Source organism: Pseudomonas sp. BP11-1-1, from assembly GCF_052112105.1.
Classification (GTDB): domain Bacteria; phylum Pseudomonadota; class Gammaproteobacteria; order Pseudomonadales; family Pseudomonadaceae; genus Aquipseudomonas; species Aquipseudomonas alvandae.
The window spans coordinates 182098-205510 of sequence record NZ_JAUTYU010000007.1; the positions used below are offsets into that span (position 1 = coordinate 182098).

Here is a 23413-nt window from a genome sequence, read left to right on the forward strand (position 1 = left end):
AAATGGAAGCGCGCCATTATACTCATGCACCCCGTCTGGCTCAATGTAAAACTCTGTCTATTATTGGCGGGGTGATTGACGGGCTGAAACCACCGCACGCACATCCAGTTGTGTACCTATCTACAACTCCACCTTCACCCAACTCACCGGCTGATCCAGCCAATCGGCGAATTCATCGATGAAGTCCTGCTTGAACCCCGCCTCCAGCCAGTTGTTGAAGATGAAACCCAGGTTGGAGAAAGCGCAGGGTTGCAGGAACAGGAAGCCATTGATGTCGTCTTCGTGCCCGCATTCAGGGCAGGTGAAGTTATCGGTGCGCCCCGGCATCCAGTCTTCCAGGCTTTCGAACAGCGCTTCGCCAATCTCCTTGCGGCACTCGGCACAACCCGCCTCTTCGAGAAAGCCCTTGGCCGGCGTATAGATGCAGCGCTTGGTGATGATCTCCAGGCCGTTGACCGCTTCGCCGAACGGCAACGCGTCGGGATGCAGGACCACGTCGCGGGCACCCGGGGCGATGGCATGGGCCATGCGATTGCCGGTGCGTCCGCAGGTGGTCAGTTGTTCTTCGACAATGTTCTTGCGCACCAGCCAACGCACGATCGCCCGGGCCCGAGGCTCGTGGACCGGCAAGGTGGAAATTTTCGGGACGATGATGCTTTGCGAATTCATGGCGAGGCCTGGCGGTTTTCCTGGCGGATCTTATAAAAGGCCGGCAGCTTAATCCTTGGTGGGGTCAGGTCAAGCACTCAGGTAGCGCCCGATCAACGCGAGGCCACTGGCGAGCACCAACCACGTGACCAGGCGCACGAAGGCCTCTCGGGACATTTTCATGGTCAGGCGACGCCCCACCCACAACCCCAGCGCCATGGCCGGCATCAAACACAGCGCCAGTACCAATAAGGGTAGCTCGGCATACACGCCCGCGATGACGAACAGACTCAAGCGTACCACCGTGCTGCAGCTGATCAGCGCACTCTGGGTCGCCTGCGCCGCCTCCTTGGACAAACGGCTGTTCAGGTAGATCGCATACAAAAAGCCGCCACTGCCAAACAGCGCGCCAAACAATCCGCCCACCGTGCCCATGGGAATCGACCACAGCGCCGACAGCTGCGCCGGCCGGGCCTTAATCAACAAGCTGTAGATCGCATAAGCGCTGATGAACAGCCCCATCAACAGCAGTAACAGATCGGATTTGAGGTTGAGCAGGAAAATCACGCCCAAGGTGCAACCCACCGCCATGCACGGCAGCAACCGCAGCAGCTCCGGCCGGGACACCTCCCGGCGCGAGGGCAACAGGTTGCCGAAGGCCGCGACAAAATCCAGCAAGACCAGCAGCGGGACGATCTTCGACAGGGGCATGAACAACAGCAGGATCGGCGCCGCCACCAGCGCCGTGCCGAACCCGGCGATGCCGAATACGACGTAGGCCAGGACGATGGCCGAGCCGATCACCAGCCATTGCGTGGGGGCGAATGCCCATTCACCTAGCCACGGTAGAAAATTCATCCGGCACTTCCTTGATGAGGAGAGCGGGGACTTTAGCCAGATGCCGAGGGGGACATCCAGCATTTATATCAACCGATCCGACGCTATCGCGAGCAAGCTCGCTCCCACATAGGGAGTTCAGCGCGACATAAATCCAGTGTGGGAGCGAGCTTGCTCGCGATGCAGGCAACCCGGTCTAATTCTCTGCACACTGTCCGCGAATCCCCTTATCATGCCGCCCATGATTAAAGATCCCTTTGCCCGACTGGGCCTGGACCGCGAGGTCCTGACTGTCAGCCAGCTCAACGGCCGTGCACGGGTGTTGCTCGAAGACGTGTTCAGCAACATCTGGGTCGAGGGCGAAATCTCCAACCTCGCCCGCCCCGCCTCCGGCCACGTGTATTTCACCCTCAAGGACAGCGGCGCCCAGGTGCGTTGCGCGCTGTTCCGGCAGAACGCCGCGCGGGTGCGCCAGGCCTTGAAGGACGGGCTGGCGGTGAAGGTGCGCGGCAAGGTCTCGCTGTTCGAAGGCCGTGGCGACTATCAACTGATCCTCGACACCGTGGAGCCGGCCGGCGATGGCGCCCTGCGCCTGGCCTTCGATGCCCTGAAGGAAAAGCTCAGCGCCGAAGGCCTGTTCAGTGCCGAGCGCAAGGTACCGTTGCCGGCCCATCCGCAACGCATCGGCATCATCAGCTCACCGACGGGCGCGGTGATCCGCGACATCATCAGCGTATTCCGCCGCCGCGCTCCGCAGATTTCCCTGACCTTGATTCCCACCGCCGTACAGGGCCGCGAGGCCACCGCGCAAATCGTCCGCGCCCTGAAACTGGCCGATGCCCGTGGCTTCGACGCGCTGATCCTGGCCCGGGGCGGCGGTTCGCTGGAAGACTTGTGGTGTTTCAACGAAGAGGCCGTGGCCCGGGCGGTGGATGCTTGCGTCACGCCGATCGTCAGCGCCGTGGGCCATGAAACCGACGTGTCCATCAGCGATTTCGTCGCGGATGTGCGCGCGCCGACCCCGTCCGCCGCCGCCGAACTGCTGGCGCCGGACGCTGGCGACCTGGTGCGCCGGGTCGAAAGCCTGCATCGCCGACTGGTGATGCGCATGCGCGATCGGCTGATGCGCGATCAACTGCGCCTCGAAGGTCTTACCCGACGCCTGCGCCACCCCGGCGAACGCCTGCGCCAGCAAGCCCAGCGCCTCGATGATCTGGACATGCGCATGCGCCGGGCCTTCGAACGCAGCCTCAATACCCGCCGCGAACGGCTGATCCGCCTGGAAACCCGCCTGGCCGGGCAGCATCCGGGCCGCCAACTGGCGATGTTGCGCCAGCGCCTCGACAGCCTCGCCGAACGCCTGCCCCGGGCGATGCGCGAAGGTCTTAAAACGCGACGCGTCCAGCTACAGAACCAGATGCAGACGCTGCACATCGTCAGCCCGCTGGCGACTCTCGGTCGCGGCTACAGCATCCTGCTCGACGAACGCGGCCACGCGATCCGCAACGCCGGGCAAACCCAGACCGGCCAGCGGCTGACCGCCAAGCTCGGCGAAGGCGAACTGCTGGTGCGGGTCGAAGACAACCACCTGACGCCGGTCACCCTTTCTCTACTGGACTGATTCATGCCGCGATATCTCGCCTCATTGCTCTTGCTGTGCCTGACCTTCAACGCCTACGCCGACAGCTACATCAGCCGCCTGCTGAACAAACCGGTGCCCGGCGGCGTGGCCGTGGTGGACCTGGGCAGCGCGGCCCAGGCGCCCAAAGCCACCTACCAGGGCAAACCGGTGCTGGTGGTCAAGGAACAGCAGAATTGGCTGGCAATTGTCGGCATTCCGCTGACGGTCCAACCCGGCACGCAGCAGATCAGCAGCGGCGGCAGTACCCAGCCCTTCGTGGTCGGCTACAAGCAGTACCCCGAGCAGCACATCACGCTGAAAAACACGCGCCAGGTCAACCCGAACCCGGCGGACCTCAAGCGCATCAACGCCGAGCTCGCGGTGCAGCTGAAGGCCTACCGCAGCTTCAGCCCGAACATTCCCAGTAACCTGTTGCTGGACAAACCGGTCAACGGTCCGCTGTCGAGCAAGTTCGGCGTGCGTCGTTTCTTCAACGGTGAAGAACGCAACCCCCACGCCGGCCTGGACTTCGCCGTGCCCGCTGGCACGCCGATCAAGACCCCGGCCGCCGGCAAGGTGATCCTCACCGGCAATTACTTCTTCAATGGCAACACGGTGTTTGTCGACCATGGCCAAGGCTTCATCAGCATGTTCTGCCACATGTCGAAGATCGACGTGAAGGTCGGCCAGCAACTGGCCCGCGGCGCGGTGGTCGGCAAGGTCGGCGCCACCGGTCGCGCGACCGGGCCGCACATGCACTGGAACATCAGCCTGAATGATGCGCGGGTGGATCCGGCGATTTTTATCGGTGCGTTTCAACCCTGAGTGTTTGTGGTGAGGCTACTGGCCTCATCGCGAGCAAGCTCGCTCCCACATGGGGATCTCAGTGAACAACATTTGCAATCAGCACAGATCCCCTGTGGGAGCGAGCTTGCTCGCGATGACGGCTGTCGCATCACCGCCTCCTGCGGATTGCCAAGCTAAAAACATCGACGCAATTTCCAGGAACCCATTCCCGAACATGCGCGATTAAATCCCGCAAATCAGTTCAAAAACAGAACTTCTCCCAATTTTCCCCGACTGCTTGCAACCCCCCGCCCACGCGGTTAGGGTTGAAAGCATGAAAACCTCTCACACCCTCATTCAGCTTCGCCAGCACCGCAGCCTGTGCCTCGTCAGCGCACGACTGCCGGGCTGAATCGCGGCACCTCGTCCCGGCTGAAGAGCCACCCCATTCGAAACACCGGCAGGCCGCCTTTTTCCGGCCACGACAATAAGGATTCCGCCCATGAGCATGCTCAAAGACCCGTCTTCGAAATACCGCGCGTTCCCGACCATCAACCTGCCGGATCGCACCTGGCCGTCGAAGACCATCACCGCCGCGCCGATCTGGTGCAGTTCCGACCTGCGCGATGGCAACCAGTCGCTGATCGAGCCGATGGACGCAGTCAAGAAGCTGCGCTTCTGGAAGACCCTCGTTGCAGTAGGCGTGAAGGAAATCGAAGCATCGTTCCCAGCGGCGTCGCAGACCGACTTCGATTTCGTGCGCACCCTCATCGAAGAAGGCCACATCCCGGACGACACCACCATCCAGGTGCTGACCCAGGCCCGTGAAGACCTCATCGCCCGCACCTTCGAATCCTTGCGTGGCGCGAAGAAGGCCATCGTCCACCTGTACAACGCCACCTGCCCGTCGTTCCGCCGCATCGTGTTCAACCAGGACAAGGAAGGCGTGAAGGAAATTGCGGTGAACGCGGCCAAGCTGTTCGTCAAATACGCCGCGCAACAGCCGGAAACCCAGTGGCAGTTCGAATACTCGCCAGAAACCTTCAGCGCCACCGAGCTGGAGTTCGCCAAGGAAGTCTGCGACGCCGTGATCGAAGTGTGGAACCCGACGCCTGAGCGCAAGGTGATCCTCAACCTGCCAGCCACCGTGGAAGTCGCCACCCCGAACATCTACGCCGACCAGATCGAGTGGTTCCACCGCAACATCACTCGTCGTGACAGCGTGCTGATCAGCCTGCACACCCACAACGACCGTGGCACCGGCGTGGCCGCTACCGAGCTGGGCCTGATGGCCGGCGCCGACCGTGTCGAAGGCTGCCTGTTCGGCAACGGCGAACGCACCGGTAACGTCGACCTGGTGACCGTGGCGCTGAACCTCTACACCCAGGGCATCAACCCTGAACTGGATTTCTCCGACATTGACGGCGTGCGCAAAGTGGTCGAAGAGTGCAACCAGATTCCGGTGCACCCACGTCACCCGTACGTCGGCGACCTGGTTCACACCGCCTTCTCCGGTTCGCACCAGGACGCCATCCGCAAGGGCTTTGCCCAGCAGAAACCGGACACCCTGTGGGAAGTGCCGTACCTGCCGATCGACCCGGCCGACATTGGCCGCAGCTACGAGGCAGTGATTCGTGTGAACAGCCAGTCGGGCAAGGGCGGCATCGCCTACCTGCTGGAACAGGAATACGGCATCAGCCTGCCGCGTCGCATGCAGATCGAGTTCAGCCAGGTGGTGCAGCGCGAGACCGATCGCCTGGGCCTGGAGATGACCGCCCAGCAGATCCATGCCTTGCTGCAGCGTGAATACCTGCAAGCCAACACCCCGTACGCGCTGGTCAGCCATCGCCTGCAGGAAGAAAACGGCAACAGCGCCGTGGAAGTGGAAGTGGCAAGCAAGGGCCAGGGCGAAACCAACCTGCACTGGCGCGGCCGAGGCAACGGCGCCCTGGAAGCGCTGGTGGCCGGCCTGCCGATTCCGGTGGAAATCATGGACTACAACGAGCACGCCATCGGCGCCGGCACCAACGCAAAGGCCGCGGCGTACATCGAACTGCGGGTGAACGGCGAGCGTGCGGTGCACGGCGTGGGCATCGATGAAAACATCACCACGGCGAGCTTCAAGGCACTGTTCAGCGCACTGAACCGCTCGCTGAGCCAGCCGGAAGCCAAGGCGGCTTGATCCAAGGCTGAAATGCAAAAAGGCCCTGGGGTGTGAACCCTGGGGCCTTTTTGTTTGGCTGATGGTTTTGTGTGGCCTGTTCCGGCCCCTTCGCGAGCAAGCCCGCTCCCACAATGGATCTGCTGCGAGAACAAACTCTGTGCCTGGCAGAAATCTCCTGTGGGAGCGGGCTTGCTCGCGAAGGGGCCCTTTCAGACGACCAAAATGTCAGGCATGGGTATCGATCGAAACAGTCATCGCCTGCAACAGCGCAGCCTGCAGGGTCTGCAAGGTCGCCTGGGTTGCCATGATCTGGGTCTGGATCGCCATGGCTTCCTGGGATTTCTGCTCCTGATCGGCCTGGCTTTTCTGCACGCGGGCCAACTGGGCTTGCTGTTCGGCCAGCAGCTTCTCGGTCCGCTCGATCTGCTTCTTCAACTGCTCGATGACGTCGCTGGCGCCGCTGCTGCCGCCTGCACCGGCGATGTTCGCACCGCTGGTGTCGACTTTCAGTGCCTTGTCTTTGTCTTCGTTGCTGTCAGTCGGTGTCACCGGACTGACCGCCTTCTCTTCCTCAGCCCCGCGAATGGAGACTTTTGGAGCTGACAGCGGATAAGGGTTTACGGTCGTTGCGCTGATACTGGTCATAGAGACTCCTCCTTGGCTGACCGGTTATCGGCACGCAACAGCGCTTCTTGAGGCTGAATCGTTTCAATAAATAAACTCGAAACGGTCGGCGTCCAGGTTGGCCGGAAACCGCGTGCGATAAGCTGCCAGGTCCGCCGCGCTCAGGCACACGGTGAACACTCCGTCGGCTTCGCCAGCGCTGAGCAGGGTTTCGCCCTGGAAGTCCAGCACCTGGCTGTCGCCGGTATAGGCGAAGCCCTTGCCGTCAGTGCCGATCCGGTTAACCGCCGCTACGTAGCACAGGTTTTCGATGGCCCGCGCCGGCAGAAGCCGGTTCCAGTGATGGCGCCGGGCGCCCGGCCAGTTGGCGGTATACAGCAACAGGTCAGTGTCCTCGGCGTCGCGACTCCATGCAGGGAAGCGCAGGTCGTAGCAGATCAACGGGCGAATCCGCCAGCCCTTGAGCTCGAACAGCACCTGCTGGTCGCCCGGTGTGTAGTGGTTATGCTCGCCCGCCATGCGGAACAGATGGCGCTTGTCGTAATGCAGCACTTCGCCGTCCGGCCGCGCCCACAGCAAGCGATTGCGATGGCTGCCATCGGCGGCCTGGACGATCACGCTGCCGGTGATTACCGCATCCAGTTTCGCCGCCTGGTCCTTGAGCCACTTGCTGGCGGGTCCGTTTTCAGGCTCCGCCAGGGTCTCGGATTCCATGGAAAAACCGGTGGTGAACATTTCCGGCAGGATGATCAAGTCCGCCCCGCGCGCCTGCTCAAGCAACGCGTCGAAATGCTCCAGGTTGGCCCGGCGGTCGTGCCAAGCCAAGGTGGTCTGGATCAAGGCAATGTTCAGGTTGGGCAAGGCACTCAGATCACGCATAGTTTTTCCGCCGCTTCACGCAGCGTCTCCTCGCGCTTGGCAAAGCATAAGCGCACCAGGCGCTGGCCCTGCGGCGGGTTCTGGTAGAAGACCGAAATCGGAATGGTCGCCACGCCGTGTTCGCGGGTCATCCACAGCGCCATGTCGACGTCATTGAGGTCTGGGCGGATCTGCGAGTAATCGACCAGTTGGAAGTATGTGCCGGCGACGCGCTTGAAGCTGAACCGCGACGGTGCCAGCAGATCACAGAACAGGTCGCGCTTGGCCTGATAGAAGCCTGGCAGTTCATCGACGTGTTCGGGGTGCTCGGCCATGTAGTCGGCCAACGCATACTGCAATGGCGTCACGCCGCAGAAGCTGACGTACTGATGCACTTTGCGCAGCTCCGCCGTCAGGGCGGCAGGCGCGACGACGTAGCCGGTTTTCCAGCCCGTGACGTGGTAGGTCTTGCCGAACGAACTGACCACGAAGGCGCGGCGATACAGTTCCTCATGGGCAAGTACGCTGACATGAGGCACGCCGTCGAATACCAGGTGCTCGTAGACTTCGTCGCTGATCAGGTAGATGTCACGATCACGGATCAAGGCCGCCAATTGGTCCAGCTCGGCGCGGCTGATCAACGCTCCGCTGGGGTTGTGCGGCGTGTTGAGGATGATCATGCGCGTGCGCGGGCTCAGGGCTTCGCCGAGCTTCTGGAAATCGATGGCGAAATCGTCCAGGCCCAGTGGCACATGCACGCAACGCCCGCCGGCCAGTTGCACGGAAGGCTCGTAGCTGTCGTAGGCTGGGTCGAAGACGATGACTTCGTCGCCACTGTTAACCACCGCCGCAATAGCGCAGAAAATCGCCTGGGTCGCGCCAGGGGTCACGGTGACTTCCTGATCGGCATCGACGTTGGCGCCATAGCTGCGGGCGATCTTCGCCGCGATCTGCTGGCGCAGCGCCGGCAGGCCGGTCATGGGCGAATATTGGTTGTGGCCTTGGGCAATGTGCCGGCCGACCGCATCGCGCAGGGCTTGCGGGCCATCGAAATCGGGAAACCCCTGGGACAGGTTCAGCGCGCCGGTCTGTGCGGCGAGCTGGGACATCTGGGTGAAAATCGTGATGCCGACGTTCGGCAACTTGCTGGTGATCATCGAGGTTTCCCTGGGTCTGCACCCGGCTCTGGTGCGGCGCGGGAGAGGTCGAGGATAGCCCAATCGCCGGGCATGAAAAAGGGTGCCCGTGGGCACCCTCTTCAATGCATCTCGTCGCAGAACCTGTGGCGAGGGGATTTATCCCCGCTGGGTTGCGCAGCAGCCCTAGAACCCAACAACTCGGTATATCAGGCGTATTGAGTTGCCTGTCTTGGGGCTGCTTCGCAGCCCAGCGGGGATAAATCCCCTCGCCACAGGGTTCGGCGCGCTGCATCGACAATCAGCGCTTGTCGCGGCGCTTCTTGTCGGCCTTCTTGTGGTGCGACATCAAGCGGCGCTTCTTGTTGACCTGGCGGTCGGTGAGCGTGTTCTTGTTGCCTTCGTACGGGTTCTCGCCGCCCTTGAACTCGATGCGGATCGGGGTGCCGACCAACTTCAGGACGCGCCGATAAGTGTTCTCCAGATAGCGAACGTACGACTTGGGCACTTTCTCGATCTGGTTGCCGTGGATCACAATGATCGGCGGGTTGGCGCCACCCAAGTGGGCGTAGCGCAGCTTGATCCGACGATTGTTGACCATCGGTGGCGCGTGCTCGCCAACGGCGTCTTCGAGGATCTGGGTGAGGCGGTTGGTCGGCCAGCGGGTGACCGCCGACTTGAACGAGTTCTGCACCGAAGCGTAGAGGTTGCCCACGCCCGTGCCGTGCAGGGCCGAGATGAAGTGGATGTCGGCGAAGTCGACGAAGAACAGCCGGCGCTGCAATTCGACCTTCACGTAGTCGCGCTCGCTCGGCGTCATGCCGTCCCACTTGTTGATCGCGATGACCAGCGCACGACCGGCTTCCAGGGCAAAGCCCAGCAGGTTCAGGTCGTGATCCACCACGCCTTCGCGGGCGTCCATCACGAAGATCACCACGTTGGCGTCTTTGATCGCTTGCAGCGTTTTCACCACGGAGAACTTTTCGACTTCTTCGTGGATCTTGCCGCGCTTGCGCACACCGGCGGTGTCGATCAGCGTGTACTTCTCTTCGTTACGCTCGAAGGGAATGTAGATGCTATCGCGGGTGGTGCCGGGCTGGTCGTAGACGATGACCCGGTCTTCGCCGAGCATGCGGTTGACCAAGGTCGACTTGCCGACGTTCGGGCGACCGATGATCGCGATCTTGATCCCGTCTTTTTCGCTCGGGCCCGGGATGCGCTTGGCTTCCTCGCCCTCGGCAACGATTTCTTCCTCGCCTTCTTCCGGCTCGTCTTCGTCATCCTTGGGGAAATCAGCCAGGGCGATTTCCAGCATCTGGGTGATGCCGCGTCCGTGGGCACCGGCGATCGGGATCGCCTGGCCCATGCCCAACGGCGCGAACTCGGCGCGGGCCATGTCCGGGTCGATGTTGTCGACCTTGTTGGCGACCACGTAGGAACGCTTGTTACGCTTGCGCAAATGCTCGGCGATCATCTGGTCGGCGGCGGTAAAACCGGCCTTGGCGTCTACCAGGAACAGCACCACATCGGCTTCTTCGATGGCGAGCAGAGACTGCTCGGCCATTTTTTCGTCCATGCCGTGTTCATCACCGGAGATGCCGCCGGTGTCGACCAGAATATAGGTACGCCCTTGCCACTTGGCCTCACCGTATTGGCGATCACGGGTCAGACCGGACAAGTCGCCGACGATGGCGTCGCGAGTCCTGGTCAGGCGGTTGAACAAGGTGGACTTGCCGACGTTCGGTCGGCCCACCAGGGCGATTACGGGAACCATGCGGCTCTCCACTTCGTTATTTCAGAAAATACAAAAGCCGCTGCGAGGCAGCGGCTGGTGCTCGGGGCCAACCTGTAGGAGCGGGCTTGCTCGCGAATGCGCTGGCCCAATGAGATGGATGTCAACTGATCCACCGCTTTCGCGAGCAAGCCCGCTCCCACATGAATGAAGCCGCTTGGGAATTAACCCAAGCATAGTCTTACTTGATGGTCAGGGCTTCCAGTTTGCCGCTGTTGCCATACACATAAATCATGCTGCCCACCACCAGCGGACGGGCACGCAGGCCGTCGCTGTCGATGCGCTCACGGCCGACGAAACGACCGTCCACCTGGCTGAGCAGGTGCAGGTAACCTTCCAGGTCACCCACTGCAACGTAGCTGGAGAACACTTCCGGGGCCGACAGTTGACGACGGGCCAGGGAATCGTTGCTCCACAAGGCGGTAGTGGAACGCTCATCGACGCCTTCGACCGTGCCCGAGGACAGGCTCACATAGACGCTGCCAAAACCCTGGGCGACACCGGCGTAGCTGGAAGCATCGCGCTGCCACAGCACGCGACCGCTTTCCAGGTCCAGCGCCGCGACGCGACCCTGGTAGCTGGCGACATACAGCGTACCGCCGGACAGCAACAGGCCGCCGTCGATGTCGACTACACGTTCCAACTCCGAACGACCTTGAGGGATCGCTACACGCTGTTCCCAGACCGGCACGCCGTTGGAAATGTCCAGGGCGACGACTTTACCAGTCGACAAACCAGCCACCGCGAGGCGGTTGGTGACGATCGGCGCACTGGTGCCGCGCAAGGTCAGTACCGCCGGAGTGCTGTCATACAACCAGCGCTGGTTGCCGGTGGCGGCATCCAGGCCGATCAGGCGGTCATCCTGGGTCTGGACCACGACCACGTCGCCGTTGGTGGCGGGCGGTGCGAGGACTTCACTGGTCACGCGGGCGCGCCATTTCTCTTCACCGCTGCTCGCGTCCAGGGCGACGATCTCACCCTTGAGCGTGCCGATCATGACCAGCCCGTAACCCACGCCAACGGCGCCGGACACAGGCAGCTCGAGATCTTTCTCCCATTTCACGTCGCCGTTCATGCGATCCATGGCCATGACGACGCCCGTGACGTCGCCGGCATAAATGGTGTCGCCGTCAATGGCCGGCACCAGCATGTTGTAGGTTTCACCCTGGCCATCACCGATGGAACGGCTCCATTGCTTCTGCAGAACGACTTCTTCTTTGAAGTCGGTCAGTTCGGCCGGAGGCAGTTCTTTCTTGCTGTTGCTGCTGCAACCCGCGGCCAGAATGGCCAGGGCCAGCAATGCTGCATGTTTCCAACGGATCACGTCACGCATCCCCTTTGGCCAGGTCGTCCAGCTTGATTTGCAGGCCACCGACCGCGGCTTCATCCGACAGCGCAGCCTTGGCTTTTTGGTAGGCCGCATGGGCCTCATCGGCACGGCCCAGCTGTACCAGCAGGTCGCCCTTGAGTTCTTCGCGAGTCGCCAGGAACGCCTTGTCGGCGTCGCCGTCGAGCAGCTTCAAGGCGTCTTCGGTCTTGTTCTGTGCCGCCAGCACCTGTGCCAGGCGCTGACGTGCGACTTCGCCCAAGGTCGGGTTGGCCGGCTTGTCGACGATCGCTTTCAGCTCGGTGGCCGCATCGTCCAGCTTGCCGCTGTCTACCGCGACCTTGGCCACGAACAGGCTGCCGTACTGGGCGTAGGCGGTACCGCCGAACTCTTTGTTCAGCTTGCCGGCCAGGTCCGCCACGCGTGCCGCGTCAGGCTTGCCGTCCGGGGTCAGGGTGGTTTCCAGCAATTGCTGGTAGAGCATCGAGGCGCCTTGCGACTGGTTGCTCTGGTATTTCTGGTAGGCCTGCCAGCCGAACACGATGACCAGCGCCAACAGGCCGCCAGTGACCAGCGGCTTGCCGTTGCGCGTCCACCAGTCCTTCAAATCCGCCAGCTGTTCATCTTCGGTACTCGACACCCCAATACTCCTTAATCGCTAAATCGGCTGTTTGACAGCTTCAACCCTGCACGACGCAGGTGGCCAGGTGTGCAGCAAGCGCATCCCAGGCAATACTTTGTTGTTCGCCCTGGCCACGCAGGGGTTTGAAACCTACCACTTGTTGGGCCAGTTCGTCGTCACCGAGGATCAATGCGTACAGCGCACCGCTCTTGTCGGCCTTCTTGAATTGGCTCTTGAAGCTGCCGGCACCGGCGTTGATCTGCAGGCGCAGGTTGGGCAACTGGTCGCGAACCCGCTCGCTCAACGACAGGGCGGCCAGCTCGGCAGCCTCGCCAAAGGCGCACAGGTAGACGTCGACCTGACGGGACAGCTCTTCAGGCACCTTGTCCAGCGCCTCAAGCATCAACACGAGGCGCTCGATGCCCATGGCAAAGCCCACGCCCGGGGTCGGCTTGCCGCCCATCTGCTCCACCAGGCCGTCGTAGCGGCCGCCGGCACACACGGTGCCCTGGGCGCCGAGCTTGTCGGTGACCCATTCGAAGACGGTCTTGCTGTAGTAGTCCAGGCCGCGAACCAACTTCGGGTTGATCACGTAGGGGATGCCCACGGCGTCGAGGCGAGCCTTCAGCCCTTCGAAGTGCGCACGGGACTCGTCGTCGAGGTAGTCGGCCATTTTCGGCGCGTCCACCAGGATCGCCTGGGTTTCCGGATTCTTGGTGTCGAGCACGCGCAGCGGGTTGGTCTTCATGCGGCGCTGGCTGTCTTCATCCAGCTTGTCCACGTGCGCGGAGAGAAAATCCACCAACGCTTCGCGGTAGCGACCGCGGGATTCACTGGTGCCCAGGCTGTTGAGCTCGAGCTTGACCGCATCACGCAGCCCCAGCTCGCCCCACAGGCGCCAGGTCATGACGATCAGCTCGGCGTCGATGTCCGGCCCCTCGAGGTTGAACACCTCGAGACCGATCTGGTGGAACTGGCGATAACGGCCTTTCTGCGGGCGCTCGTGGCGGAACATCGGGCCAACGTACCAGAGCTTCTGCACCTGGCCGCCGCCGGTGATGCCGTGCTCGAGCACTGCACGCACACAGGCCGCCGTGCCTTCGGGGCGCAGGGTCAGGGAATCGCCGTTGCGGTCGTCGAAGGTGTACATCTCTTTTTCGACGATGTCGGTGACTTCACCAATGGAGCGTTTGAACAGCTCGGTGAACTCGACGATCGGCATGCGGATCTGCCGATAACCGTAGTTATCCAGCAAACGCGCCACGGTGCCCTCGAAATAACGCCACAGGGGCGTCTGCTCGGGCAGGATGTCGTTCATGCCACGAATGGCTTGCAGAGACTTGCTCACATGTATTCCTTAATCTTGCGACTTAACCGCGCGCGATGACCGCTGCGTCGGCTTCGACCTTTTCGGCCGCCTTCTGGCGAATCAGCCGTTCCAGCTCATCCACCAGATTGTCATTCGTCAGTTTCTGCGACGGCTTGCCGTCGATGTAAATCAGGTTCGGTGTACCGCCAGTCAGGCCGATATGGGCCTCCTTGGCTTCGCCAGGCCCGTTGACCACGCAACCGATCACCGCGACATCCAGCGGCACCAGCAGGTCTTCGAGGCGCCCTTCCAGTTCGTTCATGGTCTTGACCACATCGAAGTTCTGCCGCGAGCAGCTCGGGCAGGCAATGAAGTTGATGCCACGGGAACGCAGGTGCAGGGACTTGAGAATGTCGTAGCCGACTTTCACTTCCTCGACCGGGTCAGCCGCCAACGAGATGCGGATGGTATCGCCAATCCCCTCGGCGAGCAGCATACCGAGGCCGACGGCGGATTTCACCGTACCCGAACGCAACCCACCGGCTTCGGTGATGCCCAGGTGCAATGGCTGGACAATTTCCTTGGCCAGCAGGCGGTAGGCTTCGACGGCCATGAACACGTCGGACGCCTTCACGCTGACCTTGAAGTCCTGGAAATTCAGGCGTTCGAGGTGTTCCACATGGCGCAGGGCCGACTCCACCAGCGCGGCTGGGGTCGGTTCGCCGTATTTCTTCTGCAGGTCTTTTTCCAGGGAACCGGCGTTCACGCCGATGCGGATCGGGATGCCGCGGTCGCGGGCGGCATCGACCACGGCACGAACACGGTCTTCGCGACCGATATTGCCCGGGTTGATGCGCAGGCAATCGACACCCAGCTCGGCCACGCGCAAGGCAATGCGGTAGTCGAAATGAATGTCGGCCACCAACGGGACCTTGACCAGTTGCTTGATCTTGCCGAACGCCTCGGCGGCGTCCATGTCCGGCACGGAGACACGCACGATGTCGACGCCGGCGGCTTCCAGGCGGTTGATCTGTGCGACCGTGGCGGCCACGTCATTGGTGTCGCTGTTGGTCATGCTCTGCACAGCGATTGGCGCATCGCCGCCCACGGGCACGTTACCGACCCAGATTTTCCGGGATTCGCGACGCTTGATTGGAGATTCGCCGTGCATGACTTATTGACCCAACTTCAGGCGAGCGGTCTCGCCACTGGTGAACGGAGCGATGTCGACCGGCTGGCCGTTGTAGCTGACCTGCGCGCCACGGGCATAACCCAGGCGTACGGCAAACGGTGGCTTGCCGTTGACAGACGCGCTGTCGCCCTTGCGCTTGAGGCCACTGAACAGGACTTTGCCGTTGCCATCGGTGATCTGCGTCCAGCAATCGGCGGTGAACTGGATCTGGACCTGGCCGTCACCCGCCGCCGGGGCCGCTGGAGCAGCAGGTACCGCCGGAGTCGCCACGGCAGGTGCTGGCGTGGCAGGCGCAGGACTAGCAGGCGCTGTCGGAGTGCTGCCAGCATGGGCCGGAGGAGCAGGCGCCGCCGGAGTGCTGCCGGCATGGGCCGGAGCCGTTGGCGCTGCAGGCGTGGGAACAGGCGCCTGCGCGGCTGGGGCGGCTGGCTCGGTGCCGGCAGCGGTATCGGCCTCGGCGCCATCCTGACCCTGGGGCAACGCCAGTGCGGTTTCACCTTCAGCCTGGCCTTCGGCAACGGCCTGGTCTTCCGGCTCGTCCAGCGGATGGATCTGGGTGGTGCCGTCGGCGCCTTCGACTTCGACGTGCTCGGTGTTCATCGCAACCGGTTCCTTGGTACGCAAGGACGCCTGGTCCTGCCACCAGACAAAACCGCCACCGATCACCGCGATCAGCAGCAACAGGCTGACGATGCGCAGAATGGTGTGGGAAACACGCACGGGCTCTTCGATACGGCCCAGGCTGTGCACGTTGCTGCCCTGGGCGTCGGAACCGGTGTATTGGTCGAACTGCTGGACCAGCACGGTCTGGTCCATGCCGAGCAATTTGGCATAGGCGCGGATGTAGCCCCGGGCGAAGGTATGCCCTGGCAATTTGTCGAACGCGCCGGCTTCCAGATTGCTCAGGGAAGTCACGGTAAGATTGAGCTTGTGGGCCACTTCGGCCAGCGACCAACCATTGCTTTCGCGGGCTTGACGCAGGGTCTCACCGGGATTTACGCGAGTCGCTGCTACAACTTCGGGATGCGCCGCTTTCATCATTGCTCCGACAGGTATTGCTGATATTCCGGCGTACCGGGATAGAGTCTTTTAAGTTGCAGGCCGTAACTTGCAGCCTTGTCGCGATCTTCAAACACATGTGCCAGCCGAACGCCGAGCAATAGACTACGTGCATTTTGTTCGCTCAGCAGGCTAAAACGCTCGTAATAGTCACGCGCGGGCACATAATGCCTGTCTTCGTAAGACAACTCAGCCATTTCCAGCAATGCACGCGGTTGTTGGCGGTTGAGCCGCAGCGCCTTCTCAAGCTGCTGGCGGGCCAGGTCGCGCTGGCCGAGTTTGGCAGCCGTCATGCCGAGGTTCTCGAAAACCCGCGAACGCTCGGGATAAAGGGTATCGGCGGCCGCTTGCTCGAAACGTTCGTAGGCGTCCTTGTAACGGGCCTGTTCGTAGAGAAAACTGCCGTAGTTGTTCAGGATACGGGCATCTTGTGGCCGGGCCGACAACGCCTTGCGAAAATGCTCGTCAGCCAGCTCCGATTCCAGCTCGGCCTGGAACACGAGCGCCAGCGCCGCATTGGCATCGGCGTCGGAGCTGTCCAGTTCCAAAGCTTTCTTGAGTGGCACCTTGGCCCGCTCGGTCATGCCCTGCTGCAGATAGCCGATGCCCAGTTGCACATAGGCCTGGCGGGCTTCGTCGCGCCCTTTGCTGGTCTTCATCGGGTTGTAGTCACCCGACAGGACACAACCGGAACAGAGACCGGCCAGCAGCAAAACGAGCGCGAAGCGCAGGGACATAGAGTTCCTCTCTTAGTGACTGTTCGCAGCGTTCTGCAGTGCATCGTCGGTGGCGTTCAGTTCGCGCACGGCGATGTAGCGTTCGCTGCGACGGGTGCGATCCAGCACCTGTCCTACCAATTGGCCACACGCGGCGTCGATGTCTTCGCCGCGAGTCGTGCGCACGGTGACGTTGAAGCCAGCGTGGTGTAGCTGATCCTGGAAGCGACGAATCGCGTTGTTGCTCGGACGCTCGTAACCGGAATGCGGGAACGGGTTGAACGGGATCAGGTTGATCTTGCACGGGATGTTCTTGAGCAGCTCGATCATCTCGACCGCATGTTCAACCTTGTCGTTCACATCCTTGAGCAGGGTGTACTCGATGGTCAGCACGCGTTTCTCGCCCAACGCCGACATGTAGCGCTGGCAGGATTCGAGCAGCATCTTAAGCGGATATTTCTTGTTGATCGGCACCAATTGGTTACGCAATGCGTCATTGGGTGCGTGCAACGACAGCGCCAGGGAGACGTCGATGTGCTTGGCCAGCTCATCGATCATCGGCACCACGCCGGAGGTAGACAGGGTCACGCGGCGCTTGGAAATGCCGTAGCCCAGGTCATCCATCATCAAATGCATGGCGGAGACGACGTTGTCGAAGTTCAGCAGCGGCTCACCCATGCCCATCATCACCACGTTGGTGATGGCACGGTCGACGGTTGCCGGGACGCTGCCAAAGGATTTGTTGGCAATCCACACCTGGCCGATCACTTCGGCGGCGGTGAGGTTGCTGTTGAAGCCTTGCTTGCCGGTGGAGCAGAAACTGCAATCCAGGGCACAGCCTGCCTGGGACGAAACGCACAAGGTGCCGCGCTTGCCCTGGGGGATGTAGACGGTCTCGACGCAGCTGCCGGACGCCACGCGTACCACCCATTTACGGGTGCCGTCGCTGGAAATGTCCTGGCTGACCACTTCGGGGCCGCGAATCTCGGCAACAGCCTTGAGCTTTTCGCGCAGGGCCTTGCCGACATTCGTCATGGCGTCGAAGTCGTCGACGCCAAAGTGGTGAATCCATTTCATCACCTGGCCGGCACGGAAACGCTTCTCCCCGATCGAGTCGAAGAATTTCTCCATTTCCGGCTGGGTCAGGCCCAACAGGTTGGTTTTGCCGTTCGATGTAGTCATGGATTCACCTTCACTCAAAAGCCTGGGCTTAGCGAGTGGTTACTTCAGTAGCGGAGAAAAAGTAAGCGATTTCGCGAGCAGCGGCGGCTTCGGAGTCCGAACCGTGGACGGCGTTGGCGTCGATGGATTCAGCGAAGTCAGCACGGATGGTGCCAGGAGCAGCTTCTTTAGGGTTGGTAGCGCCCATCAGCTCACGGTTGCGAGCGATGGCGTTTTCGCCTTCCAGCACCTGAACGACAACCGGACCGGAAGTCATGAAGGCAACCAGCTCACCGAAGAAACCGCGCTCGCTGTGCTCAGCGTAGAAGCCTTCGGCTTCGGCTTTGGACAGTTGCTTCATTTTCGAAGCTACAACGCGCAGGCCAGCGTCTTCGAAGCGGGTAACGATCTTGCCGATCACGTTTTTAGCAACGGCGTCAGGCTTGATGATGGAGAAAGTACGTTGAACAGCCATGGTGTAACTCCAGAAACGGTAATTTGCGAAAAATTAAACCCGCGAATTATACGCGGGTTCAGGGGTATTGCCTAACCTGCCGGGTCGATCAGTCGATTTCGTCGATCCAGAGCTGTTGGACAGCCTCCAGGACCTTCTCGCCACAACGGCCAGAGGTGTTGTCGAAATCGGGTAATTCCATGATCCAGCGCTGCAAATCGACAAAATTTACAGCCTTCGGGTTCACGTCCGGCTTGGCTTCGGCCAGTTCTTCTGCGATGCGTTGTACATCAGTCCAACCATAGCTCATGACAGTATCACCATCAGTGCGGCGCTTCGGCCGCATGGTTAAGCGAATATTTCGGAATCTCGACGGTCAGGTCTTCGGTGCCGACGATGGCTTGGCAACCCAGGCGCGATTGCGCTTCCAGGCCCCAGGCCCGATCGAGGAAATCTTCCTCCAGTTCGTCCGCTTCTTCCAGCGAGTCGAACCCTTCGCGAATGACGCAATGGCAGGTCGTGCAAGCGCAGACGCCGCCACAGGCACTTTCCATCTCGATATGGTGCTCATGGGCCAGCTCGAGAATCGAAATTCCGGGCTCAGCCTCCACGACCATGCCCTCCGGGCAGAACTTCTCGTGGGGCAGAAAAATCACCTGCGGCATCAGTTATTCCTCGATTTCATTCAGGTTGCGCCCCGCCAGGGCGGCTTTCACCGTCGAGTCCAGGCGGCGGGCAGCAAAGGCATCGGTGACTTGCGACAGACGCTTGGTCTGCTGCTCGATGGCATAACCATCGGTGCCCTTGATCAATTCGGAGAGTTCTTGCATCTGCATTTCGATGACCATGCGCTCTTCGGCGTCAAGCAGGCGCTCGCCATCGGCTTCGAGAGCGGCCTGCACGGCTTCGACCAGGCGCTGGCCGTCAACCTGCTGCTCGCGCAGCACACGGGCGACCTTGTCGTCGCTGGCGTGCTGGAAGGAATCCTTGAGCATCTTGGCGATTTCACCGTCGGTCAGGCCATAGGAAGGCTTGACCTGGATGCTCGCTTCCACGCCCGAACCCAGTTCGCGAGCGGAAACGTTGAGCAGACCGTCGGCATCGACCTGGAAGGTCACGCGGATCTTCGCCGCACCGGCGACCATGGCCGGGATGCCGCGCAATTCGAAGCGGGCCAGGGAACGGCAGTCGCTGATCAGCTCACGCTCACCTTGCAGCACGTGGATCATCATGGCCGACTGGCCGTCTTTATAAGTGGTGAAGTCCTGGGCACGGGCAACCGGGATGGTGGTGTTGCGCGGGATCACCTTCTCCATCAGGCCGCCCATGGTTTCCAACCCCAGGGACAACGGGATCACGTCGAGCAACAGCAGTTCGCCGCCGTCGCGCTTATTGCCGGCCAGGGTATCGGCCTGGATCGCGGCGCCTATGGCGACCACCTGATCCGGGTCAATTTCGGTCAGCGGCTGACGGCCGAAGGCTTCGGCAACGGCTTCGCGAACCCGAGGCACGCGGGTCGAACCACCGACCATGACCACGGCCTTGACGTCTTCGAGCTCTACGCCGGAATCGCGCACGGCACGGCGGCAGGCCTTGAGGCTGCGGGCAACCATGGGCTCGATCAGGGCATCGAAGGCTTCGCGGGTTAGCGCGGCTTTCCACTCGCCATAAACGACTTCAACCGTGTTGGCGTCGGTCAAGGCTTCCTTGGCGGCGCAGGCAGTTTGCAGCAGGTGGCGTTGCGCACCCGGGTCGAGGTCGGCGGAGAGGCCCGCTTGCTCGATGATCCAGCCCGCGATGGCATGGTCGAAGTCATCGCCGCCCAGGGCACTGTCGCCGCCGGTGGCCAGGACCTCGAAAACACCGCCAGTCAGGCGCAGGATCGAAATATCGAACGTACCGCCGCCCAGGTCGTAGATCGCGACGAGGCCTTCGGCGTGCTGATCGAGGCCGTAGGCAACGGCCGCTGCAGTCGGCTCGTTGAGCAGGCGCAGCACGTTCAGGCCCGCGAGCTTGGCGGCGTCCTTGGTGGCTTGGCGCTGAGCGTCGTCGAAATAGGCCGGCACCGTGATCACCGCCCCCACCAGTTCGCCGCCCAACGCCGCTTCGGCACGTTGGCGCAGGACTTTCAGGATGTCAGCGGAAACCTCTACCGGGCTTTTCGGCCCCTGCACGGTTTCGATGAACGGCATATGGGATTCGCCACCGACGAAGCGGTACGGCAATTGATCGCCCAGTTGCTTGACGTCGGACAGACCACGACCCATCAAGCGCTTGACCGAGACAATGGTATTCAGGGGATCAGTGGCGGCGGCCAGCTTGGCCGACTCGCCCACTTCAACGCGGTCGGCGTGATAACGCACGGCGGACGGCAGGATCACCCGTCCCTGCTCGTCGGCCAGCGGTTCGGAAAGACCGCTGCGCAAGGCAGCGACCAGGGAATTGGTGGTACCCAAGTCGATCCCGACAGCCAGGCGACGCTGGTGCGGTTGTGGACTTTGGCCGGGTTCGGCGATCTGCAGTAGGGCCATCGTAATCAGGACTTATCTGTAATCAGGCGTGCGACCGGAGCGGCACTGGGTTAATCGTCGAGGCGCTCTTCTAGCTGGCGCACTTCGTGGGTGAGCTTGTCGAGGAACTGCATGCGCCGCATCAGGCGTTCGGCCTGTTCGCGTTGCGCGGCATCGTTCCAGCAGGCTGCGAAGCTTTCGTTCAGTGTGTGCTGGGCATCTTTCAGGCGACGCTTGAAAACCGCGACACCGGCCAGGTCGGCGCTGTCCTGCAGGTCTTCAAGCTCCTCGCGCCATTGCATCTGCTGCAACAGGAACTCGGGATCGTGGACCGTGACTTCCAGGGGCAGCTCATGACCGCTGATGGCGAGCAGGTAACGCGCGCGCTTGGCCGGGTTCTTGAGCGTCTGGTAAGCCTCGTTGAGGTTCGCCGACTGCTCGAGCGCCCGCCGCTGCTCCGCCTCGGAGGCATCGGCAAAGCGATCGGGGTGGACACCACGGGCCAGTTCAAGATAACGCGCGGACAACTGATCGAGGTCCAGCTGGAAAGCAGGCTGCAACTGGAACAACGCAAAATGACAAGGAGTACCCACGAGCAGCCTCAGATGTTGAAGCTTTCGCCGCAGCCACATTCACCGCGCACGTTGGGATTGTTGAACTTGAAACCTTCGTTCAACCCTTCCTTGACGAAATCCAGCTCGGTGCCGTCCAGGTACGTCAGGCTCTTCGGGTCAATGATCACTTTCTGACCATGACTTTCGAACACCTGGTCGTCTTCACCGACTTCGTCGACGAATTCCAGTACATAGGCGAGGCCGGAACAGCCCGTGGTGCGAACACCCAGGCGGATACCCTCGCCCTTGCCGCGCCCTGCAAGAGAACGCTGCACATGCTTAGCTGCCGCTTCTGTCATCTGGATAGCCATGGAAACTCCTTACCGTAACGCGGATCAGATCAAGCCTTTCTTCTGCTTGTAGTCGCGAACGGCGGCCTTGATGGCGTCTTCAGCGAGTACCGAGCAGTGGATTTTCACTGGCGGCAAGGCCAGTTCTTCGGCCAGCTGGGTGTTCTTGATGGTTTCGGCTTCGTCGAGGGTCTTGCCCTTCATCCACTCGGTGGCCAGGGAGCTGGACGCGATGGCGGAACCGCAGCCGTAGGTCTTGAACTTGGCGTCTTCGATAATGCCTTGCTCGTTGACCTTGATCTGCAGGCGCATCACGTCGCCGCACGCCGGGGCGCCGACCATGCCGGTGCCGACGTCAGGATCCTGCGCGTCCATCTTGCCGACGTTGCGCGGGTTCTCGTAGTGGTCGATGACCTTTTCGCTATATGCCATTTGCTTCAATCCTCATCAGTGGAGCCGCTCTGGTGGCGACTTCTCAGTGCGCCGCCCATTCGATTTTCGAAATGTCGACGCCGTCTTTGTACATGTCCCACAGCGGCGACAGAGCGCGCAGCTTGGTCACGGCCTCGCAGACTTTCTGCGCGGCATAATCGATTTCTTCTTCGGTGGTGAAGCGGCCGAAGGTGAAGCGGATGGAACTGTGGGCCAATTCGTCGTTGCGGCCCAGGGCGCGCAGTACGTACGAAGGCTCAAGCGACGCCGAGGTGCACGCCGAACCGGACGACACGGCCAGATCCTTGAGTGCCATGATCAGCGACTCGCCTTCAACGTAGTTGAAGCTCAGGTTCAGGTTGTGCGGGACGCGGGCGGTCATGCTGCCGTTGACGTACAGCTCTTCGAGGTGCTCGACCTGCTTGAAGAAACGGTCGCTCAAGGCCTTGATGCGCACGTTCTCGGCCGCCATGTCTTCCTTGGCGACGCGGAAGGCTTCGCCCATGCCGACGATCTGGTGGGTCGCCAGGGTACCGGAACGCATGCCACGCTCGTGACCGCCGCCGTGCATGGTCGCTTCGAGGCGAACACGCGGCTTGCGGCTGACGTACAGGGCGCCGATGCCTTTAGGACCGTAGGTCTTGTGGGCGGAGAACGACATCAGGTCGACTTTCAGCTTGGACAGGTCGATGTCGACCTTGCCAGTGGACTGCGCCGCGTCGACGTGGAACAGGACGCCCTTGGAGCGGGTCAGCTCGCCGATGGCGGCGATGTCGTTGACGGTGCCGATTTCGTTGTTCACGTGCATGATCGAAACCAGGATGGTGTCGTCGCGCAGGGCGGCTTCGACCATGGCCGGGGTGATCAGGCCATCTTCACCGGGCTCGATGTAGGTGACTTCGAAGCCTTCACGCTCCAGTTGGCGCGTGGTGTCCAGGACAGCCTTGTGCTCGATCTTCGAGGTGATCAGGTGCTTGCCCTTGGTGTGGTAGAAATGCGCGACACCCTTGATTGCCAGGTTGTCGGACTCGGTGGCACCGGAGGTCCAGACGATTTCACGCGGGTCGGCGTTGACCAGGTCGGCGACTTGGCGACGGGCGTTTTCCACCGATTCCTCGGCCTTCCAGCCGAAGACGTGGGAGCGGGACGCCGGGTTACCGAAGTTTCCGTCGACCAGCAGGCATTCACTCATTTTTTGCGCGACACGCGGATCAACCGGGGTGGTCGCAGAGTAATCAAGGTAAATCGGCAATTTCATGGA

Annotated in this window: 24 protein-coding genes; 3 read left to right on the forward strand and 21 right to left on the reverse strand. The window is 61.6% G+C overall.

Annotated elements, in window-relative coordinates; translation table 11 throughout:
* Positions 1–120: 120 nt before the first annotated feature.
* Both Q7C33_RS16640 and Q7C33_RS16645 read right to left on the reverse strand, forming a co-directional pair.
* A complete protein-coding gene (locus tag Q7C33_RS16640) occupies positions 121–669 on the reverse strand; it encodes a sugar ABC transporter ATPase (protein ID WP_258648228.1) in 549 nt (182 codons plus the stop codon).
* 69 nt (positions 670–738) lie between these two features.
* Positions 739–1506, reverse strand: a complete 768-nt coding sequence (locus Q7C33_RS16645) for a sulfite exporter TauE/SafE family protein (RefSeq protein ID WP_407683800.1) — start codon at positions 1504–1506, stop codon at positions 739–741.
* Positions 1507–1726: 220 nt separating this feature from the next.
* Here Q7C33_RS16645 and xseA point away from each other — a divergent pair, with 220 nt between their 5' ends.
* From xseA to leuA, 3 genes are all read left to right on the forward strand, one after another.
* On the forward strand, positions 1727–3106 hold the full coding sequence (xseA, locus tag Q7C33_RS16650) for an exodeoxyribonuclease VII large subunit (protein ID WP_407683801.1): 1380 nt from the start codon (positions 1727–1729) through the stop codon (positions 3104–3106).
* Positions 3107–3109: 3 nt separating this feature from the next.
* A complete protein-coding gene (locus Q7C33_RS16655) occupies positions 3110–3931 on the forward strand; it encodes a peptidoglycan DD-metalloendopeptidase family protein (RefSeq protein WP_407683802.1) in 822 nt (273 codons plus the stop codon).
* Between the two features lie 463 nt (positions 3932–4394).
* Entirely contained in the window at positions 4395–6074 is a 1680-nt protein-coding gene (leuA, locus tag Q7C33_RS16660; RefSeq protein WP_030139581.1) for a 2-isopropylmalate synthase, read from the forward strand.
* Positions 6075–6281: 207 nt separating this feature from the next.
* Here the strand turns inward: leuA and Q7C33_RS16665 are convergent, their stop codons facing one another.
* The 19 genes from Q7C33_RS16665 to Q7C33_RS16755 all read right to left on the reverse strand — a co-directional run bounded on the left by Q7C33_RS16665 (position 6282) and on the right by Q7C33_RS16755 (position 23410).
* Complete coding sequence (locus Q7C33_RS16665) at positions 6282–6701, reverse strand: hypothetical protein (RefSeq protein ID WP_030139582.1); 420 nt, start codon at positions 6699–6701, stop codon at positions 6282–6284.
* Between the two features lie 63 nt (positions 6702–6764).
* A complete protein-coding gene (locus Q7C33_RS16670) occupies positions 6765–7559 on the reverse strand; it encodes an amidohydrolase (protein WP_030139583.1) in 795 nt (264 codons plus the stop codon).
* Positions 7547–8695 carry a pyridoxal phosphate-dependent aminotransferase gene (locus Q7C33_RS16675; protein ID WP_323155360.1) on the reverse strand — a complete coding sequence of 383 codons (1149 nt, stop codon included), beginning with the start codon at positions 8693–8695 and terminating at the stop codon, positions 7547–7549. Before Q7C33_RS16675 ends, Q7C33_RS16670 begins: the two co-directional genes overlap by 13 nt.
* A 280-nt stretch (positions 8696–8975) precedes the next feature.
* Complete coding sequence (gene der / locus Q7C33_RS16680; RefSeq protein WP_030139585.1) at positions 8976–10448, reverse strand: ribosome biogenesis GTPase Der; 1473 nt, start codon at positions 10446–10448, stop codon at positions 8976–8978.
* A gap of 199 nt (positions 10449–10647) precedes the next feature.
* Complete coding sequence (gene bamB, locus Q7C33_RS16685) at positions 10648–11799, reverse strand: outer membrane protein assembly factor BamB (protein ID WP_030139586.1); 1152 nt, start codon at positions 11797–11799, stop codon at positions 10648–10650.
* Positions 11792–12433, reverse strand: a complete 642-nt coding sequence (locus Q7C33_RS16690) for a tetratricopeptide repeat protein (RefSeq protein ID WP_030139587.1) — start codon at positions 12431–12433, stop codon at positions 11792–11794. Before Q7C33_RS16690 ends, bamB begins: the two co-directional genes overlap by 8 nt.
* A gap of 40 nt (positions 12434–12473) precedes the next feature.
* Complete coding sequence (gene hisS / locus Q7C33_RS16695; protein WP_407683803.1) at positions 12474–13763, reverse strand: histidine--tRNA ligase; 1290 nt, start codon at positions 13761–13763, stop codon at positions 12474–12476.
* Between the two features lie 22 nt (positions 13764–13785).
* Complete coding sequence (gene ispG, locus Q7C33_RS16700) at positions 13786–14895, reverse strand: flavodoxin-dependent (E)-4-hydroxy-3-methylbut-2-enyl-diphosphate synthase (RefSeq protein ID WP_003185136.1); 1110 nt, start codon at positions 14893–14895, stop codon at positions 13786–13788.
* A gap of 3 nt (positions 14896–14898) precedes the next feature.
* Positions 14899–15954 (reverse strand): RodZ domain-containing protein, encoded by a 1056-nt coding sequence (locus Q7C33_RS16705; RefSeq protein ID WP_258648233.1) that lies wholly within the window; start codon positions 15952–15954, stop codon positions 14899–14901.
* Entirely contained in the window at positions 15954–16712 is a 759-nt protein-coding gene (gene pilW, locus Q7C33_RS16710) for a type IV pilus biogenesis/stability protein PilW (protein ID WP_030139590.1), read from the reverse strand. The genes Q7C33_RS16705 and pilW overlap by 1 nt, the downstream gene beginning before the upstream one ends.
* Before the next feature lie 12 nt (positions 16713–16724).
* Positions 16725–17873, reverse strand: coding sequence for a 23S rRNA (adenine(2503)-C(2))-methyltransferase RlmN (rlmN, locus tag Q7C33_RS16715; RefSeq protein WP_407683804.1), 1149 nt, complete (start codon positions 17871–17873; stop codon positions 16725–16727).
* A gap of 28 nt (positions 17874–17901) precedes the next feature.
* Positions 17902–18327 carry a nucleoside-diphosphate kinase gene (gene ndk, locus Q7C33_RS16720; protein WP_030139592.1) on the reverse strand — a complete coding sequence of 142 codons (426 nt, stop codon included), beginning with the start codon at positions 18325–18327 and terminating at the stop codon, positions 17902–17904.
* A gap of 88 nt (positions 18328–18415) precedes the next feature.
* Positions 18416–18616, reverse strand: a complete 201-nt coding sequence (gene iscX / locus Q7C33_RS16725; RefSeq protein WP_198796292.1) for a Fe-S cluster assembly protein IscX — start codon at positions 18614–18616, stop codon at positions 18416–18418.
* Positions 18617–18629: 13 nt separating this feature from the next.
* A complete protein-coding gene (fdx, locus tag Q7C33_RS16730; RefSeq protein WP_030139594.1) occupies positions 18630–18971 on the reverse strand; it encodes an ISC system 2Fe-2S type ferredoxin in 342 nt (113 codons plus the stop codon).
* 3 nt (positions 18972–18974) lie between these two features.
* A complete protein-coding gene (hscA, locus tag Q7C33_RS16735) occupies positions 18975–20837 on the reverse strand; it encodes a Fe-S protein assembly chaperone HscA (protein ID WP_030139595.1) in 1863 nt (620 codons plus the stop codon).
* A 50-nt stretch (positions 20838–20887) separates the two neighbouring features.
* Positions 20888–21409 carry a co-chaperone HscB gene (gene hscB, locus Q7C33_RS16740; protein WP_030139596.1) on the reverse strand — a complete coding sequence of 174 codons (522 nt, stop codon included), beginning with the start codon at positions 21407–21409 and terminating at the stop codon, positions 20888–20890.
* 8 nt (positions 21410–21417) lie between these two features.
* Positions 21418–21741, reverse strand: a complete 324-nt coding sequence (gene iscA, locus Q7C33_RS16745) for an iron-sulfur cluster assembly protein IscA (protein ID WP_030139597.1) — start codon at positions 21739–21741, stop codon at positions 21418–21420.
* Between the two features lie 24 nt (positions 21742–21765).
* Positions 21766–22152: a Fe-S cluster assembly scaffold IscU gene (gene iscU / locus Q7C33_RS16750; RefSeq protein WP_003185157.1), complete on the reverse strand. Its 387-nt coding sequence runs from the start codon at positions 22150–22152 to the stop codon at positions 21766–21768.
* Between the two features lie 43 nt (positions 22153–22195).
* Entirely contained in the window at positions 22196–23410 is a 1215-nt protein-coding gene (locus Q7C33_RS16755; protein ID WP_030139598.1) for an IscS subfamily cysteine desulfurase, read from the reverse strand.
* Positions 23411–23413: the final 3 nt, after the last annotated feature.

What these genes read in the sequence shown, in the direction of transcription:
- Q7C33_RS16640 (WP_258648228.1), bottom strand. Translation starts at nt 669, where the DNA reads ATGAATTCGCAAAGCATCATCGTCCCGAAAATTTCCACCTTGCCGGTC.
- Q7C33_RS16645 (WP_407683800.1), bottom strand. Translation starts at nt 1,506, where the DNA reads ATGAATTTTCTACCGTGGCTAGGTGAATGGGCATTCGCCCCCACGCAA.
- xseA (WP_407683801.1), top strand. Translation starts at nt 1,727, where the DNA reads ATGATTAAAGATCCCTTTGCCCGACTGGGCCTGGACCGCGAGGTCCTG.
- Q7C33_RS16655 (WP_407683802.1), top strand. Translation starts at nt 3,110, where the DNA reads ATGCCGCGATATCTCGCCTCATTGCTCTTGCTGTGCCTGACCTTCAAC.
- leuA (WP_030139581.1), top strand. Translation starts at nt 4,395, where the DNA reads ATGAGCATGCTCAAAGACCCGTCTTCGAAATACCGCGCGTTCCCGACC.
- Q7C33_RS16665 (WP_030139582.1), bottom strand. Translation starts at nt 6,701, where the DNA reads ATGACCAGTATCAGCGCAACGACCGTAAACCCTTATCCGCTGTCAGCT.
- Q7C33_RS16670 (WP_030139583.1), bottom strand. Translation starts at nt 7,559, where the DNA reads ATGCGTGATCTGAGTGCCTTGCCCAACCTGAACATTGCCTTGATCCAG.
- Q7C33_RS16675 (WP_323155360.1), bottom strand. Translation starts at nt 8,695, where the DNA reads ATGATCACCAGCAAGTTGCCGAACGTCGGCATCACGATTTTCACCCAG.
- der (WP_030139585.1), bottom strand. Translation starts at nt 10,448, where the DNA reads ATGGTTCCCGTAATCGCCCTGGTGGGCCGACCGAACGTCGGCAAGTCC.
- bamB (WP_030139586.1), bottom strand. Translation starts at nt 11,799, where the DNA reads ATGCGTGACGTGATCCGTTGGAAACATGCAGCATTGCTGGCCCTGGCC.
- ispG (WP_003185136.1), bottom strand. Translation starts at nt 14,895, where the DNA reads ATGCACGGCGAATCTCCAATCAAGCGTCGCGAATCCCGGAAAATCTGG.
- Q7C33_RS16705 (WP_258648233.1), bottom strand. Translation starts at nt 15,954, where the DNA reads ATGAAAGCGGCGCATCCCGAAGTTGTAGCAGCGACTCGCGTAAATCCC.
- pilW (WP_030139590.1), bottom strand. Translation starts at nt 16,712, where the DNA reads ATGTCCCTGCGCTTCGCGCTCGTTTTGCTGCTGGCCGGTCTCTGTTCC.
- rlmN (WP_407683804.1), bottom strand. Translation starts at nt 17,873, where the DNA reads ATGACTACATCGAACGGCAAAACCAACCTGTTGGGCCTGACCCAGCCG.
- ndk (WP_030139592.1), bottom strand. Translation starts at nt 18,327, where the DNA reads ATGGCTGTTCAACGTACTTTCTCCATCATCAAGCCTGACGCCGTTGCT.
- iscX (WP_198796292.1), bottom strand. Translation starts at nt 18,616, where the DNA reads ATGAGCTATGGTTGGACTGATGTACAACGCATCGCAGAAGAACTGGCC.
- fdx (WP_030139594.1), bottom strand. Translation starts at nt 18,971, where the DNA reads ATGCCGCAGGTGATTTTTCTGCCCCACGAGAAGTTCTGCCCGGAGGGC.
- hscA (WP_030139595.1), bottom strand. Translation starts at nt 20,837, where the DNA reads ATGGCCCTACTGCAGATCGCCGAACCCGGCCAAAGTCCACAACCGCAC.
- iscA (WP_030139597.1), bottom strand. Translation starts at nt 21,741, where the DNA reads ATGGCTATCCAGATGACAGAAGCGGCAGCTAAGCATGTGCAGCGTTCT.
- iscU (WP_003185157.1), bottom strand. Translation starts at nt 22,152, where the DNA reads ATGGCATATAGCGAAAAGGTCATCGACCACTACGAGAACCCGCGCAAC.
- Q7C33_RS16755 (WP_030139598.1), bottom strand. Translation starts at nt 23,410, where the DNA reads ATGAAATTGCCGATTTACCTTGATTACTCTGCGACCACCCCGGTTGAT.